Origin of the sequence: Aquabacter sp. (assembly GCF_965279295.1) — a bacterium.
Classification (GTDB): domain Bacteria; phylum Pseudomonadota; class Alphaproteobacteria; order Rhizobiales; family Xanthobacteraceae; genus Aquabacter.
On the sequence record NZ_CBDIHQ010000018.1, the window covers coordinates 555,859 to 570,602 of the forward strand.

Genomic DNA, 14,744 nt, shown 5'->3' on the forward strand with positions numbered 1-14,744 from the left:
CACTGCCGCACATTTTAGAATTCTCTTTTAATTTCAAAAATATCGAAGGCGATGCGGCCGAATACACCAGCGGGGTCATTGAGATAAGCAGCATGCCAGAACGAGCTGACCCATTTGGGCCAGCACATGCTGATGATCGCGGGGACAAGATCGTCGAGGGATGTGCGACGTGCTTCTCTTCAGCATTCATAATGGAACGCCCCATCATGACCGGACAGCCGGATCATGATGGGTTTGAGACAATAACGGCTTCTTCCGGAAATTGCCTAGCGGCTGGTGCGAATGACCTGGATATCGAGGTCCCGGATCTTCTTTCGCAGGGTGTTGCGATTGAGACCGAGCAGTTCCGCCGCCTTGATCTGGTTGCCGCGCGTGGCTGCCAAAGCTGCGGAGAGAAGCGGATATTCCAGGTCCTTGAGGATGCGGTGGTACAGGCCGGGAGGTGGCAAATCTTCGCCGAACCCTCCGAAATACGTATTCAGATGACGTTCGACGGAAGCGCCCAGGGTGGCATCCGCTGGGCCGTCCTCCGAAAGCGCGCTGGGCAGCGGCTCCGACAGTTCCGCCTCGATGATGCCGGGACTGATGATCTCCTGAGGGTATAACGCCGACAGACGCCGCACAAGATTTTCGAGTTCGCGGACGTTACCCGGCCAGCGATAACGCTTCAGTCGATCGAGCGCGGCGACATCGATCTGCTTGGCCGGTAACCCTTCCCGCTCCGCCTGAAGGAAGAAGTGGCGCACCAAATCCGGCACGTCTTCGGCGCGCTCGCGCAGCGGCGGAAGACGCAGCGGAACGACATTGAGGCGGAAGAACAGGTCTTCGCGGAACAGCCCCTGCTGGATCAGCGTGCGCAGATCCTTGTTGGTGGCGGCGATGATGCGCACATCGGTCTTGATGGGCGTGCGCCCACCGACCGTGGTGTACTCACCCTGCTGGAGGACACGCAGCAGGCGGGTCTGCGCCTCCATCGGCATGTCGCCGATTTCATCCAGAAACAGTGTTCCACTCTCGGCCTGCTCGAAGCGGCCGGGATTGCGCGTCGTAGCGCCGGTGAACGAGCCTTTCTCGTGGCCGAACAGTTCGCTTTCGATCAGGTCGCGCGGGATCGCGGCCATATTGATCGCCACGAACGGCCCGTTGCGCCGCTTTCCGTAATCATGGAGCGCGCGCGCCACCAGTTCCTTGCCGGTACCGCTTTCGCCCGCGATCATCACGGTGAGATCGGTCTGCATAAGCCGGGCGAGAAGGCGATAGATTTCCTGCATGGCCGGCGAACGGCCGACCAGCGGAATATTCTCTTGGTCCTCGACCCCAAGAACGCGGATATCGGCCTTCTTGGGTTCGGCCAGAGCGCGGCCGACGATGGAGATCAGCTCCTTAAGGTCGAAGGGCTTGGGCAGATATTCATAGGCGCCCCGCTCGGAAGCGCGGATGGCTGTCATGAACGTATTCTGCGCGCTCATGACGATGACGGGCAGATCCGGCCGGGCCTTCTTGATGCGTGGCAGAAGGTCGAAGGCGTTTTCGTCCGGCATCACCACATCGGTGATGACGAGGTCGCCGTCGCCTTGGCTGACCCAGCGCCAGAGGGTGGCCGCATTCCCGCATGAGCGCACTTCATACCCCGCCCGCGACAGGGCCTGGTTGAGTACGGTACGGATCGCAGCGTCGTCGTCGGCGACCAGGATGCTTCCTGTCGGCATGGATACCTCAGTTGTCCTCGGCGGCGGCGCGCTTGCCGCGATACATCGGCAGGAGCACCCGGAAGGTGGTGCGGCGGGGCTGGCTGTCGCATTCGACGATCCCACCATGGTCGCCAATGATCTTCGCCACCAATGCAAGCCCGAGGCCACTTCCGGTCGGCTTGGTGGTCACGAAGGGGTCGAACAGGTGGGGATGAAGGTCTTCTGGCACGCCCTTACCATTGTCCTTCACACAAAATTCCAATGGCAGGCTGACCCTGCTGGAGGTGCCGGGAACGGTGAGGCGCACGCCCGGCCGAAACGCCGTGGTGAGCTGGATTTCTCCATCCCCGTCATGCCCGATCGCTTCCGCGGCGTTCTTCACGAGGTTGAGGAACACCTGGATCAACTGGTCCCGGTTTGCCAGCACAGGCGGCAGCGAGGGGTCGTATTCCTCAATGAAGCGCACATGCCGCGCGAAGCCTGATGTCGCCAGCGTTCGCACATGCTCAAGAACGGCGTGGATGTTCACCGGCTCGCGCTCGACGGGGCGCTCATCGGAAAACACTTCCATGCGGTCAACCAGCTTCACGATCCGGTCGGCCTCGTCGCAGATCAGGCGGGTCAGCGCCCGGTCTTCGTCGGAGGCGGCCTGTTCCAGAAGCTGGGCGGCGCCGCGAATGCCGGAAAGCGGGTTCTTGATTTCGTGGGCTAGCATGGAGGCGAGTGCGCTGACCGAACGGGCGGCGCCGCGATGGGTGAGCTGGCGGTCCATCTTGTCGGCGATGGTGCGCTCCTGGAGCATCACCACCACATGCCCTGGCCGTTCGTTGACCGGCGCCACATGAATATCCACCACCCGCTCGCCGCCATTGCGCGGCGTGCCGAGGTCGACACGGTATTCATTCACCGCCGCGCCGCGTGCCCGCACTTGGTCGATCAGACCCAGCAAGGGGGTGCCGAACGGCACGAATTCGGAGAAAGCGCGGCGCTTCAGAACTGGCAGGCTCATCTCGAAGAATGCTTCTGCCGCAACGTTTGCATCGACAATCTGACCGGTCCCGGACAGGGTCACGACGGGATGGGGAACCGCATCCAGGATCGCCCGGGTAAAGCTCAAATCCTCGGGCCGACGCTTCATCTCGGCCTTCATGCTGCGGCCCTCCAGCTTAGATCGTCGAATGCGTCGCGGATGCCGGTTTGGACCTCGGCGGGGTTTTCCAGGGTCAGGAGGCGGCTGCGCCAGGATTTGGCCCAGGCCTCGCCCCTCCCGGTGGTGTTGGCAGCGGCTTCCAAGGCCCAGCCCACATGCTTGCGGGCCTGTCGCATGCCGAGCGCGGCGCCGTAGAGCGACAGCCAGCCCTGGTACATTTCCAGCAGAATATCGCGCTGGGTCTCGACATCCGGATCGCTGGAAACCGTTCCGGTTGCTAGAAACCGCGCCACCTGACCGGGGAACCACGGGCGCCCCTGGGCGCCGCGTCCGATCATCACGGCGTCCGCGCCGGAGGCGTCCAGCATCGCCACCGCGTCGGTGCAGCGGGTGAGATCGCCGTTCACCACCACGGGGATGGAGACCCGGTCTTTTACCGCCCGCACCGCACTCCAGTCGGCCCGCCCGGTGTAGAATTGGCAGCGAGTGCGGCCATGGACAGTGACCAGATCAACCCCCACGTCGGCGGCGCGAACAGCAAGATCTGGAGCGACGTCGGCACCGTCATCCCAACCAAGTCTAGTCTTCAGCGTCACCGGCACGCTCACAGCCCCGCGCACCGCCTCCAGGATGCGGGTGGCGAGCGGCAGGTCCCGCAGCAGCGCCGCGCCGGCGGCGCCGGTGGTCACGCGCTTGGCGGGGCAGCCCATGTTGATGTCGATGATGTCGGCGCCCTCCCCCTCGGCGAGGCGGGCGGCTTCGGCCATCCAGCGCGGCTCGTTGCCGGCGAGTTGCACAGCGTGAAGCGGGCTGCCGGCACGCTCGGCGCGGAGCATCATCTCGGCGTGGCCGGTCAGCAGCGCCTCGCTAGCGACCATTTCTGAAATGACCAAACCGGCGCCATGCCGCACCGCCATACGGCGCACGGGGGCGTCAGTGATGCCTGCCATGGGGGCGAGCAGCACCGGATTGGGCAGCGTGTGGCGGCCAATTCGGAGCGGCGGACGCGAGAGAAACAAATCTTCCTGCACAGAAATTAGGCCGCCTGTCATTTGCCTACATTCTAGACATTCGGGGTGCCCACGCAAGGGCACATTGAACGATCCATAATCGCTTTCGTCGCATGACCGATATTGCGTCATTGCCACAATGCCTTATTGCCCAGTTGGGCAGTGGATTGCGGCCCGTTCCGCGCACGGCGACGCCCCCGCCGACGGCTTGCGCCGCAGGCTCAGGCCGGCTTCAAGGGATTCGAAATGAACGAAAGCGAATCTGACGCGATGCTGTGCGGCGTGATCGTGGTGGCAGCGGGGCGCGGCAACCGCATGGGCGGCGTGCCCAAGCAATACCGCCTGATCGGCGGCGAAACCGTTCTGCGCCGGACCCTGCGCCTGTTCGCGGAGCACTCCGGGGTCGATTGGGTCCAAGCGGTGATCCACCCGGACGATGACGACCTGTTCTGCGAGGCGAGCGCCGGCCTGCCCAAGATGCTCGCCCCAGTCCCCGGCGGCGCCGACCGGCAAGGGTCGGTCCGGGCAGGCCTTGAGGGCTTAAGCGCCTCCAGGCCGAATCTCGTTCTGGTCCACGACGCGGCTCGCCCCTTCGCCTCCCCTGCCCTGGTGACGCGCGCCATCGCTGCGGCCGCCACCCACGGCGCGGCCGTGCCGGCTCTGGCGGTCACTGATACGATCAAGCAAGTGGATGCGGCCGGTATGGTGACAAGCACGCCGCCGCGCGATCTGCTGCGGGCGGTGCAGACCCCCCAGGCGTTCCGCTATGACATGCTGCGCGAGGCCCACTCCAGGGCGCATGCCGCCGGGGCCGTGGGGCTGACCGACGATGCGGCGGTGATGGAGTGGGCGGGCCACGCTGTGGCGATCTTCGAGGGTGAGGCTGCGAACGTGAAACTGACCCATCCGGCCGACCTCGCGAGCGCCGAGCGCGCATTGCGCCCGCCGCTCAACGACGTGCGCACCGGCACCGGTTTCGACGTTCACGCCTTCGGCCCCGGTGACCATGTGATGCTCGGCGGCATCGCCATTCCCTTCGATCGCGGCCTCGACGGGCATTCGGATGCGGATGTTGGCCTGCATGCCCTGACCGACGCGATCCTCGGCGCCTTGTGCGATGGCGACATCGGCGCGCATTTCCCGCCCTCCGATCCGCAATGGAAGGGTGCCACCTCGGATCGCTTCCTTGCCTTCGCCGCCGATCGCGTGCGGGCACGCGGCGGTGTCATCGCCCATCTCGACCTGACGCTGATCTGCGAGGCCCCCAAGGTCGGTCCGCATCGCGACGTTATTCGCGCGCGCATCAGCGAGATCGTCGGCTTGCCGGAAAGCCGCATCAGCGTGAAGGCCACCACCACCGAGCGCCTCGGCTTCACCGGGCGCCGCGAGGGCATCGCCGCCATGGCTTCCGCCACGGTGCGCCTGCCGGAGGAGGACGAAGCATGATCGACGCCGATGTCTATGAGCGGGCACGCGTGGTGCTCGAAATCTGCCGCGCGGCGGGGCTGACGATCGCGACCGCCGAATCCTGCACCGGCGGACTGGTGGCCGGCGCCCTCACCGCCGTGCCGGGGTCCTCGGATGTGGTGGACCGGGGCTTCGTCACCTATTCCAACGCCGCCAAGGCGGACATGCTCGATGTGCCGGAAGAAACCCTCGCCCGCTTCGGCGCGGTTAGCGAGGAAACGGCGCGGGCCATGGCGGCCGGCGCGCTGGCGGCGGCGGGTACCGACCTCGCGGTCTCCATCACAGGGGTTGCGGGGCCTGGCGGCGGGTCGGCCGAGAAGCCGGTGGGCCTCGTGCATTTCGGGATCGCCCGGCGCGACAGCAAGGTCGGCCACCGCGAGATGCGGTTCGGCGATCTTTCGCGCGATGAAATCCGCAAGCGCTCGGTGCTGGTCGCGCTTGAAATGCTGGAAGAGGCTGCGGGCTGACGCCGCGCGCCGCGAAATCAAATCAAACCGCAACGGATGGACGCGCCATGACGGCTTCAACTGAAAAGGTCGCGCTGATCACCGGCGCCGGTCGCGGCATCGGCCTCGCGACGGCCCGCCGCTTCCTCGCTGAGGGGTGGAAGGTGGCGCTCCTTGATGTCGAGGGCGAACTGGTGAAACAGGCCGTGGACGGCCTCACCCAACCCGACGACACGCTCGCGCTGGTCTGCGACGTCTCCGATGCGACATCGGTCGCGGCGGCGTTCGCCGGTGTTCAGGAGCGGTTCGGCCGGCTCGACGCTTTGGTCAACAATGCCGGCATCGCCGTGTTCAAGCCGGTGCTTGAAACCACGGACGAGGAATGGAACCGCGTACTCGCGGTCAACCTCACCGGTCCGTTTCTGTGCATCAAGGCCGCCGTTCCGTTGATGCGAGAGGTGGGGTCCGGCGCCATCGTCAACATCACCTCGATCTCGGGCCTGCGGGCTTCGACCCTGAGAATTGCCTACGGCACCAGCAAGGCGGGCCTGGCGCATCTGACCAAGCAGATGGCGGTGGAACTGGCTGGCCTGGGCATCCGGGTGAATGCCGTCGCGCCCGGCCCCGTGGACACGGCCATGGCGAAGGCCGTGCACTCGCCCGAGATTCGCGCGGACTATCACGACGCGATCCCGCTCAACCGCTACGGGCTGGAGGAGGAACTGGCGGAGGCGATCTTCTTTCTCTGCTCCGCGCGCGCCAGCTACATCACCGGGCAGGTTCTCGCCGTGGACGGCGGATTCGATGCCGCCGGCATCGGGCTGCCGACACTCAGGGGCGAACGGCGGAACGGGTAAGAGAGACCCGTCATGGCCGGGCTCGTCCCGGCCATCCACGCGGCGCCGCTGGTGCGCATGAACGGCGGGGCGTGGATGCCCGGGACAAGCCCGGGCATGACGGCCAGTGGGAGGGAGGGCAAACTCCCTTAGCACACGCAACGGCTAGCCTTATCAAAGGGAGGCCGCCGCCATTTGAAATTAAAGCCCCAGCCAGGAACCGGGGCGGCGGCATCTCAACCGCGTCACTCCACCGGTTCCCCCTGCTCACTTGGAGCGGACCTTGTCGTTTCAGAGAAGGTCCCGTCGGCGCTAAAGCGGAATCGGAGTACATCCGTCCGTCTTCCGCTTGTGCAGGGCGCACAACGTCGGCTGGGTTGACGTAGAGATAGGCATGCAATCGGCCCGGACAAGGGCATGTTTGTGAAAATTTTTCTGCGTAGACCGGAAATCTACGCTCCCCACATCACCGGCCGCTGCGATTAAAACAGCGGAGATGTTGGAAGTCTCGGCTTCAGCCAGGGATGGGGTGCCGACACGCGGCGCCCCATCCGGCTCATTATTTGACGGTCTCTGCCGACTTCTTCACGAACGACCCGTCGAACGTCTTTGCGAGGTCGATCTTCGCACCCTTCAGTTCGGGATCGAACTCAACCAGCATGTTCAGCGCGTTCTTCATTCCGCTTTCCGGGATCACGCCGGTGAGGGAATAGGTTGGCTTGGACGCCTTGACCGCTGCCATATAGAGCGCCTTGTCGCCCAGCAGATATTCCTCGGGCACCACCTTGGCCACATCCTCGGGGGACGCGGTCTGGAGCCACTTGAGCGCCCTGTAGAGGGCGTTCGTCAGCTTCTGGGTGGTGATCGGGTTCTCCTTCACGAAGTCGGTCTTGAAATAGAGCACCGCCGCCGGGTTCTGGCCGCCGAAGATGGCGTTGTTGCCGGCCTCGGTGCGGCTGTCCGCCATCACCACCACGTCGCCGTCGCTCTCCAGCTTGGTGATGACCGGATCAAGGTTCGCCATCGCGTCGATCTCGCCGCGCTTCATCTGCGCGACAGCAGACGCGCCGCCGCCGACGCCGACGAACGACACGTCCTCCGGCGTCAGGCCGTTCTTGGCCAGGAGGAAATTGACGAAGAAGTTGGTGGAGGAGCCCGGCGCCGTAACGCCGATCTTGGCGCCCTTTAGGTCCTTGATGGACTTGTACTTGTCGGCCTTGTCCTTGCGCGCCACCAGGACGATGCCGGGAAAGCGCCCCAGCTCCAGGGTGGCGACAATGTCCTGTCCCTTGGCCTGCATGCGGATGGTGTGCTCATAGGCGCCCGTCACCACATCGATGGAGCCGCCGATCAGCGCCTGGAGCGATTTGGCGCCGCCGCCGAAGTCGTTGATGCTGACGTCCAGCCCCTCGTCCTTGAAGTAGCCGTTCCGCTCGGCAATCGTCAGCGGGAGATAATACAGCAGCGGCTTGCCGCCGACGCCGAGCGTCAGGCTCGGCTTCTCCGCCTTCTGCGCCAGAGCCGGCGTGACGGCGAGCGCGCCGAGCACCGCGAACAGCGCGGCCTGTGTGAAGGTCCTCCTTGCGAGCGTCTTCATGGGTCTTCCTCCTGATTGCTTGTTATGTTTGTGCCGAGGGTGTGGGGCGCCACACCATGAGGCGGTTTTCGATAGCGGTGACGCCAGCGTCGATGATGATGACGAACACCGCGAGCACGAACATTCCGGAGAACACGCCGGTGGTGTCGAACACCCCTTCCGCCTGGTGGATGCGATACCCAAGACCCGCCGCGGAACCAAGATACTCCCCCACGACGGCCCCAACCAAGGCGAAGCCGACCGCCGTGTGCAGCGAGGAGAACATCCAGGAGAGCGCCGAGGGCCAATAGACATGGCGCATCAGCTGGCGCTCGCTCATGCCCAGCATGCGGGCGTTGGACAGCACTGTGGGGCTCACCTCCTTCACGCCCTGGTAGACGTTGAAGAACACGATGAAGAACACCAGGGTGACGCCCAGCGCCACCTTCGACCAGATGCCCAGGCCCAGCCACAGCATGAAGATCGGGGCCAGCACCACGCGCGGCAGCGCATTGGCCATCTTCACATAGGGATCGAAGATCGCCGCGACGAGCTGCTGGCGCGCGAACCAGAAGCCGATGACCACCCCGCCGACCGCGCCGATGACGAAGGCGAGCGCGGTTTCAAGCAGCGTGATGCCAAGGTGATACCAGATGACCCCGGTGTAGAAATCCCGCCAGGTGCGCTGGAACACCGCGAGCGGCGTGGAGAAGAAAAATGGATCCAGCGGATAGAACGCCTTCTGCGTGAGGACGCCCGCCGGGATCTTGATGGTGGAGCCGAAATGCCAGATGGCGATAATGACGACGCCAACCAACACCTGAAGCAGGGTGAGCCTGAACCGCCGCTTCATGCCAGCGCCTCCGCCTGCCGGTAGCCCTTCAGCACTTCGTCGCGCAGCACCGACCAGATTTCCCGGTGCAGCGTGTGGAACGCATGATCGAGCCGCACTTCGGAGATATCGCGGGGGCGCGGAAGATCCACCCGCCACTCCCCAATGATGCGGGACGCAGGCCCCGCCCCCATGATGACCACCCGGTCTGCCAGCGCGATCGCCTCCTCCAGGTCGTGGGTCACGAACATCACCGCCTTGCGCTCGGCATTCCACAGGTCCAGCAGCAGATTGCCCATGATCTGGCGGGTCTGGGCGTCGAGCGGGCCGAACGGTTCGTCCATAAGCAGGATTTTGGGATCGCGGATCAGCACCTGCGCGAGGCCGACGCGTTTTCTCTGCCCGCCGGAAAGCTGGTGCGGGTAGCGCGCGGCGAAGGCGGCGAGGCCGACGCGGGCAAGCCAGGCCCGTGCTCGCTCCTGGGCTTCAGCGGAGGGCACGCCGGCCACATCCAGGCCGATGGCGACATTCTCGATCGCGGTCTTCCAGGGAAACAGCGCCTCGGCCTGGAAGAGATAGCCGGCCCGGCTGTTCAGTCCGGTCAGCGGCGCGCCGAAAATCTTTACGGTTCCCGCGCTCGGCACCAGGAGGCCGGCGGTCGCGTTGAGCAGCGTGGACTTGCCGCAGCCGGTGGGGCCGACGATGGCGACGAACTCCCCATCCGCCAGATCAAGGTCGACGCCCTCGACAGCGGTGAAGCTCTCCTTGCCCTGGCCGGCGAACGTGATCCGCAGCCCGGCGAGCGAAACCGCCGGGACGGGCGGGTCCCCCGCAGCGGACTGTGCCGCGCGCGCTTCCATCATTCCTCCCATCAGCCTCAGCCTTTAGACGGCTGTTTTGTCCCGTAGAAAGGGTAGCGGTCTGCCGCCACAGCGCAAAGAGGCGCTGCATCGAGACTTTTGTGTTCTGGCTGCCACAGGGGAAAGCGTCAACGCCAATTCAGACTTTTTGTGCGTTGCAAAACTTCTCTAACCAGCGGACAAATTATTGCAGCGCACCACACGTCACGGCCGGGTGGGGCATCCCTCAAGGGATTGGCGGAACGTATGAATTCGCATTTTCGTGGTCGCACGGGCTCGGTCCCCGCATCGCGCTACGACGAGCCCGTGCCGGTCCAGCAGGCGCGCGTGAGAAAGGTCGTGGCGCTCACGACCGCCGCACAAAATCATGTGGTGCGGAACGGACTGCGGCCGCGCCTCGCCGTGCTTATGGAGCAGATCGATGGCATGGAGGGCATGATGGTGGGCGACCGCATCGCTTTGTCCGACACGCCAAACCTGGATCTCTACCTGATGCGCCGCCGCTTCGTGGTGGACCTGCGCGAGACCACGCTGGAAATGGTGCTGGACATCGCCCAGAACATTTGAAGCCCACGCACGGCCGTGTTGATCGCAGCGATGGCCGGGTCGAACCCGGCCATTCGGCAACCTAACGCGACGCAACGCCCCGAGAGGCAAGGTGCGTCAGCGGCGACGGAAGTTCTGCTGGCGGCGCGCGCCGGGAGGCGGCATGGAGCCTTCCGCCTTGTGGCGGAAATTGATGCGTCCGCGATCGAGGTCGTAAGGCGACATCTCGACCACGACCCGATCACCTTCGATGGTGCGGATGCGGTTCTTCTTCATCTTGCCGGCCGCGTAGGCCAGGATCTGGTGATCATTGTCGAGCCGCACACGAAAGTTGCCGTCCGGCAGGACTTCCGTGACCGTTCCTTCAAACTCCAGCAGTTCTTCCTTCGCCATATATTCTTCTCCGGCTACCCCAATATCCGAGACCGGACCGATCCGGGGCATAGCCCCCTGACCCTCTCCAATCGCGCATTGTCCACGCATCACCCGAGAACCGGGCGTTGGGGACGTCCTCTAAAGCGTGATCCGCGCGCTGGGAAGCGGTTCGACCGTCCCGGCGCGCGGATTTGACTGTTCAGCGCGGGCGACGCGACCCGGCATCGGGCTTCGCAGCGCGGGCCGGAGCCGTGCGCAGGAAGCCGACGGCACCGATGCCGGCACCCGCATTGGCAGGCGCGGGCTTGCCGCCGCCGCCGCGGGCGTCCGGGCGTGCGCCGGTCTTGCGGACATCGCCTGTGCGGCCGGCACCGGCAGCGCCGTGGCGCCCGTCCGTCCGTCCGTCCTGGCGACCCTGGCCGGAGCGGCCTTCCTGGGAGCGCCCTTCCTGGGAGCGGCCCTCTTGCGAACGGCCTCCACCATGGAACGGCCGGCCCGCGGGACGGCGCTGGCCCTCGCGGGAGCCTTCATTGCGGTCGCGGCCGGCCGTCGTATCCACCGGCAGGACGGCAGGCGCTGTCCCGGACGACATGCGGCGGTCGGTCTGCGGAAGCGTCAGGCGAATGAGCTTCTCGATGGACTTCAGAAAAGCCCTCTCCTCACCGTCGCAGAAGGAGATGGCAATCCCCTCCCGGCCGGCGCGGGCGGTGCGACCGATGCGGTGCACGTAGGATTCCGGCACATTCGGCAGGTCGTAGTTGAACACATGGCTCACGCCGGTCACGTCGATGCCGCGCGCGGCGATATCGGTGGCGACCAGGGTGCGCACAGAACCGTCGCGGAAGCCGGCGAGAACCCGGTCACGCTGGTTCTGAGACTTGTTGCCGTGGATGGCTTCGGCACTCAGGCCGGCCTTCTCCAGGGCGCGCACGACCTTGTCCGCGCCATGCTTGGTGCGGGTGAAGACCAGAGCGCGGTCGATCGGCTCGGCGACGAGCAGTTCGGCCAGCAGTGCGGGCTTGGCGGACTTGTCCACCAGCATCACCCGCTGGTCGACCCGGTCCGCCGTCTTGGCAGCCGGCGTCACCGAGACGGTGACGGGGTTGCGCAGCATGGAATTGGCGAGTTCGGCGATCGCGCTCGGCATGGTCGCCGAGAAGAACAGCGTGTGGCGCTTGGGCGGCAGGCGACGCACGATGGCGCGAATGGCATGGATGAAGCCCATGTCGAGCATCTGGTCGGCTTCGTCGAGGACGAGGACTTCCACCGCGTCGAGCTTCACCGCATGGTTCTCGACGAGATCCATGAGGCGGCCGGGCGTGGCGACCAGCACGTCAACACCGCGGTGCATGGCGCGGATCTGACGACCCATCGGCACGCCGCCGATGGCGAGCGTGACCGAGGTGCCGGTGTAGCGGCCGTAGCTGGTGAAGCTATCGACGATCTGGCCGGACAGTTCGCGGGTCGGCGAGAGCACCAGAACCCGCACGCCCTTCGGCTGAAGGACGACGGGGTTGCGAACCATGTGGTCGAGAACCGGCAGCGCGAACGCTGCGGTCTTGCCGGTTCCGGTCTGGGCAATCCCGATGAGATCGCGGCCGGCGAGGACTTGGGGGATGGCCTGGGCCTGGATCGGCGTCGGCGTGATGTGCTTCTCTTCAGTGAGGGCACGGACGATAGGCTCGGCGAGGCCGAGATCGGTAAAAGAGGTCAAGCTCTGTCTTTCATGCGGCGAAAGCCGCCGGCGCATCGGTTTTACCGGCGCCGCGCAATCGCGAGGGATGACATCCCGCGTGGCCTGGGGTGTCGCATACAATCATCGAAAATCGGGCAAAATCGACGGGAACGCCTCTCTGGCATTCCACCGCTTCCGCTACGCGGCCCGAGAGCAATCGCTCCGGCCCGAGGGGCACTGCCGATTGCTGCGGGCTTCATATGGCTCAAATCGATGGAGTTTTCAAGAGAAAGCCTTGAGTTTGCCAGTTTGGCGGCTCAGAAGCCCCTGCCCTGCGGCCGTTTGGCGCCGCGCGCCCGGCCTTGCGCGACCGCCTCTGCGTGCCGAAATGGACCGGGCCGGAGGTCTCATGTTCGACGTCAGTTCGCTGCTCACCGCCACCACGGATTTCGTCCGGGACAATGAAAGGTGGGCGCCGCTGCTGGTATTCGGACTGGCATTCGGGGAATCGCTGGCGCTGATCTCGATCTTCATTCCCGCCACCGTCCTGCTGCTCGCCATCGGCGCGCTGATCGAGGCGAGCGGCATTCCGCTCGGCCCGGTCTGGCTGGCCGCGACGCTCGGCGCATCGCTGGGCGATACCGTATCCTATTGGTTTGGCAGCTATTATAAGGACCGGGCGCGCCGCGTGTGGCCGCTCTCGCGCCGTCCCGATCTGGTGGCGCGCGCCGAAGTCTTCTTCCTGCGCTTCGGTATCTGGAGCATTGCGGTCGGCCGCTTCTTCGGGCCGCTGCGCGCGGTCGTGCCGCTGATCGCCGGCGTGCTCTCCATGCGGCAGCTCCCGTTTCAGGTGGCCAATGTGGCCAGCGCCGCAATCTGGGCCTTCGCCATGCTGGCCCCCGGCGCCGCCGCCCTGAAGCTACTGGGGTATTAGGGGAGCGCGGCAAAAGGCTTTGGCGTGCGATTTTAGGCTGTCGCCGCAGCCAGGTCATATTGGCTTATGACGGCAGTCGGCACCAGCAACCGACACACATGAAAGCTGCCGTTGAAACAACGCTTCGGTAGCGAGCATCAGGCAATCGCGATAAAAAGGAGACTATGGCTAGAATGCTCCTTACCGTAGATGGCGCGTTCGATATTGCCGGGCGTGGGGTGATCGTTGTCCCCGGTCCGTTGCAGGCTGAATACGAAGGACCGCGCCAATTAACGGTGATGCTCAGGCTCCCCTGTGGAAGCGAGCAGAGCGCTACGCTCACGCTCGAACATATCCTTCATTCTGCCCCACCGAAGGAGCCTCGTTGGGCTTGTCTGTTGAGAAGCCTCACGAAAACGGATGTTCCAGTCGGCACAAAAATCTGGGTTGCAGAGGCCGACGGCAAATAGCTGTCGACCCAATCCTCCCGTCTAGGTCCAGCGGAGCGGCGTGGATGGCCGGGACGAGCCCGGCCATGACGAACCGACTGTGAGGTGCCTGCCGTTCCCCGCCTCCGGAGAGACGGCTCAGTGCAGGATCTGGGACAGGAACAGGCGGGTGCGCTCGTGCTGGGGATTCGCGAAGAACGTGTTGGGCTCGTTCATCTCGATGATCTGCCCGGCATCCATGAAGATCACCCGGTCGGCCACCTGGCGGGCGAAGCCCATTTCGTGGGTCACGCACAGCATGGTCATGCCTTCGTTGGCGAGGCTGACCATGGTGTCGAGCACCTCCTTGACCATTTCCGGGTCGAGCGCCGAAGTCGGCTCGTCGAACAGCATGATGCGCGGACGCATGCACAGGGCGCGGGCGATGGCGACGCGCTGCTGCTGACCACCCGAGAGCTGGCCGGGATATTTGTTGGCCTGCTCGGGGATCTTCACCTTGTTGAGGAAGTGCATGGCGGTTTCCTCCGCCTCGCGCTTCGGCATCTTGCGCACCCACATGGGCGCCAGGGTGCAGTTCTCAAGAATGGTGAGGTGCGGGAACAGGTTGAAATGCTGGAACACCATGCCGACCTCGCGGCGCACCTCGTCGATGCGCTTCAGGTCGTTGGTCAGTTCGATGCCATCGACGATGATCCGCCCCTTCTGGTGCTCTTCCAGCCGGTTGATGCAGCGGATCATGGTCGATTTGCCCGAGCCGGACGGGCCGCAGACGACGATCCGCTCGCCGCGCTTCACGGAGAGATTAATCTCCCGCAAAACGTGGAAGTCGCCGTACCACTTGTTCACGTTGACCAGTTCCACCGCGTATTCGGGTTCGGGGGAGGTCTGGCCCTGCGTCTGGGTTTGCGTGCTCATGGG

At 64.9% G+C, this 14,744-nt stretch carries 14 protein-coding genes; 5 read left to right on the forward strand and 9 right to left on the reverse strand.

Translation table 11 applies throughout. The annotated features are described in order from the left end of the window. Positions 1-266: 266 nt before the first annotated feature. The 3 genes from ntrC to dusB are packed head-to-tail and all read right to left on the reverse strand — an operon-like array spanning position 267 to position 3,893. Positions 267-1,709: a nitrogen regulation protein NR(I) gene (gene ntrC, locus ADADO0_RS20540; protein WP_511307051.1), complete on the reverse strand. Its 1,443-nt coding sequence runs from the start codon at positions 1,707-1,709 to the stop codon at positions 267-269. Between the two features lie 7 nt (positions 1,710-1,716). After that, a complete protein-coding gene (locus ADADO0_RS20545) occupies positions 1,717-2,841 on the reverse strand; it encodes a two-component system sensor histidine kinase NtrB (RefSeq protein ID WP_511307052.1) in 1,125 nt (374 codons plus the stop codon). Continuing rightward, positions 2,838-3,893 carry a tRNA dihydrouridine synthase DusB gene (gene dusB, locus ADADO0_RS20550; protein ID WP_511307053.1) on the reverse strand — a complete coding sequence of 352 codons (1,056 nt, stop codon included), beginning with the start codon at positions 3,891-3,893 and terminating at the stop codon, positions 2,838-2,840. Before dusB ends, ADADO0_RS20545 begins: the two co-directional genes overlap by 4 nt. A 204-nt stretch (positions 3,894-4,097) precedes the next feature. Here dusB and ADADO0_RS20555 point away from each other — a divergent pair, with 204 nt between their 5' ends. The 3 genes from ADADO0_RS20555 to ADADO0_RS20565 are packed head-to-tail and all read left to right on the forward strand — an operon-like array spanning position 4,098 to position 6,621. Next, entirely contained in the window at positions 4,098-5,297 is a 1,200-nt protein-coding gene (locus ADADO0_RS20555; RefSeq protein ID WP_511307054.1) for a bifunctional 2-C-methyl-D-erythritol 4-phosphate cytidylyltransferase/2-C-methyl-D-erythritol 2,4-cyclodiphosphate synthase, read from the forward strand. Further along, the gene (locus tag ADADO0_RS20560; protein ID WP_511307055.1) at positions 5,294-5,785 is read left to right on the forward strand and encodes a CinA family protein; all 492 of its coding nucleotides are present in this window, start codon (positions 5,294-5,296) and stop codon (positions 5,783-5,785) included. Before ADADO0_RS20555 ends, ADADO0_RS20560 begins: the two co-directional genes overlap by 4 nt. A gap of 47 nt (positions 5,786-5,832) precedes the next feature. Further along, positions 5,833-6,621 (forward strand): SDR family NAD(P)-dependent oxidoreductase, encoded by a 789-nt coding sequence (locus tag ADADO0_RS20565; RefSeq protein WP_511307056.1) that lies wholly within the window; start codon positions 5,833-5,835, stop codon positions 6,619-6,621. 538 nt (positions 6,622-7,159) lie between these two features. Here ADADO0_RS20565 and ADADO0_RS20570 read toward each other — a convergent pair. From ADADO0_RS20570 to ADADO0_RS20580, 3 genes are read right to left on the reverse strand one after another with little or no spacing between them, the layout of a single operon-like run. After that, positions 7,160-8,197, reverse strand: a complete 1,038-nt coding sequence (locus ADADO0_RS20570; RefSeq protein ID WP_511307057.1) for an ABC transporter substrate-binding protein — start codon at positions 8,195-8,197, stop codon at positions 7,160-7,162. Positions 8,198-8,219: 22 nt separating this feature from the next. Next, positions 8,220-9,029 (reverse strand): ABC transporter permease, encoded by an 810-nt coding sequence (locus tag ADADO0_RS20575; protein WP_511307058.1) that lies wholly within the window; start codon positions 9,027-9,029, stop codon positions 8,220-8,222. Further along, complete coding sequence (locus ADADO0_RS20580; protein WP_511307059.1) at positions 9,026-9,871, reverse strand: ABC transporter ATP-binding protein; 846 nt, start codon at positions 9,869-9,871, stop codon at positions 9,026-9,028. Before ADADO0_RS20580 ends, ADADO0_RS20575 begins: the two co-directional genes overlap by 4 nt. A gap of 243 nt (positions 9,872-10,114) precedes the next feature. On the opposite strand from ADADO0_RS20580, the gene ADADO0_RS20585 reads away from it, so the two are divergent. Further along, positions 10,115-10,435 (forward strand): hypothetical protein, encoded by a 321-nt coding sequence (locus ADADO0_RS20585; RefSeq protein WP_511307060.1) that lies wholly within the window; start codon positions 10,115-10,117, stop codon positions 10,433-10,435. A 96-nt stretch (positions 10,436-10,531) separates the two neighbouring features. On the opposite strand, the gene infA is transcribed toward ADADO0_RS20585, so the two are convergent. Next, positions 10,532-10,807, reverse strand: a complete 276-nt coding sequence (infA, locus tag ADADO0_RS20590; RefSeq protein ID WP_127089831.1) for a translation initiation factor IF-1 — start codon at positions 10,805-10,807, stop codon at positions 10,532-10,534. A gap of 181 nt (positions 10,808-10,988) precedes the next feature. Beyond that, positions 10,989-12,503, reverse strand: a complete 1,515-nt coding sequence (locus tag ADADO0_RS20595) for a DEAD/DEAH box helicase (RefSeq protein ID WP_511307061.1) — start codon at positions 12,501-12,503, stop codon at positions 10,989-10,991. 370 nt (positions 12,504-12,873) lie between these two features. On the opposite strand from ADADO0_RS20595, the gene ADADO0_RS20600 reads away from it, so the two are divergent. Next, complete coding sequence (locus ADADO0_RS20600; protein WP_511307062.1) at positions 12,874-13,398, forward strand: DedA family protein; 525 nt, start codon at positions 12,874-12,876, stop codon at positions 13,396-13,398. Positions 13,399-13,964: 566 nt separating this feature from the next. Here ADADO0_RS20600 and ADADO0_RS20605 read toward each other — a convergent pair. Beyond that, positions 13,965-14,741, reverse strand: a complete 777-nt coding sequence (locus tag ADADO0_RS20605; RefSeq protein WP_511307063.1) for an amino acid ABC transporter ATP-binding protein — start codon at positions 14,739-14,741, stop codon at positions 13,965-13,967. Positions 14,742-14,744 lie beyond the last annotated feature (3 nt).

What these genes read in the sequence shown, in the direction of transcription:
- ntrC (WP_511307051.1), bottom strand. Translation starts at nt 1,709, where the DNA reads ATGCCGACAGGAAGCATCCTGGTCGCCGACGACGACGCTGCGATCCGT.
- ADADO0_RS20545 (WP_511307052.1), bottom strand. Translation starts at nt 2,841, where the DNA reads ATGAAGGCCGAGATGAAGCGTCGGCCCGAGGATTTGAGCTTTACCCGG.
- dusB (WP_511307053.1), bottom strand. Translation starts at nt 3,893, where the DNA reads ATGACAGGCGGCCTAATTTCTGTGCAGGAAGATTTGTTTCTCTCGCGT.
- ADADO0_RS20555 (WP_511307054.1), top strand. Translation starts at nt 4,098, where the DNA reads ATGAACGAAAGCGAATCTGACGCGATGCTGTGCGGCGTGATCGTGGTG.
- ADADO0_RS20560 (WP_511307055.1), top strand. Translation starts at nt 5,294, where the DNA reads ATGATCGACGCCGATGTCTATGAGCGGGCACGCGTGGTGCTCGAAATC.
- ADADO0_RS20565 (WP_511307056.1), top strand. Translation starts at nt 5,833, where the DNA reads ATGACGGCTTCAACTGAAAAGGTCGCGCTGATCACCGGCGCCGGTCGC.
- ADADO0_RS20570 (WP_511307057.1), bottom strand. Translation starts at nt 8,197, where the DNA reads ATGAAGACGCTCGCAAGGAGGACCTTCACACAGGCCGCGCTGTTCGCG.
- ADADO0_RS20575 (WP_511307058.1), bottom strand. Translation starts at nt 9,029, where the DNA reads ATGAAGCGGCGGTTCAGGCTCACCCTGCTTCAGGTGTTGGTTGGCGTC.
- ADADO0_RS20580 (WP_511307059.1), bottom strand. Translation starts at nt 9,871, where the DNA reads ATGATGGAAGCGCGCGCGGCACAGTCCGCTGCGGGGGACCCGCCCGTC.
- ADADO0_RS20585 (WP_511307060.1), top strand. Translation starts at nt 10,115, where the DNA reads ATGAATTCGCATTTTCGTGGTCGCACGGGCTCGGTCCCCGCATCGCGC.
- infA (WP_127089831.1), bottom strand. Translation starts at nt 10,807, where the DNA reads ATGGCGAAGGAAGAACTGCTGGAGTTTGAAGGAACGGTCACGGAAGTC.
- ADADO0_RS20600 (WP_511307062.1), top strand. Translation starts at nt 12,874, where the DNA reads ATGTTCGACGTCAGTTCGCTGCTCACCGCCACCACGGATTTCGTCCGG.
- ADADO0_RS20605 (WP_511307063.1), bottom strand. Translation starts at nt 14,741, where the DNA reads ATGAGCACGCAAACCCAGACGCAGGGCCAGACCTCCCCCGAACCCGAA.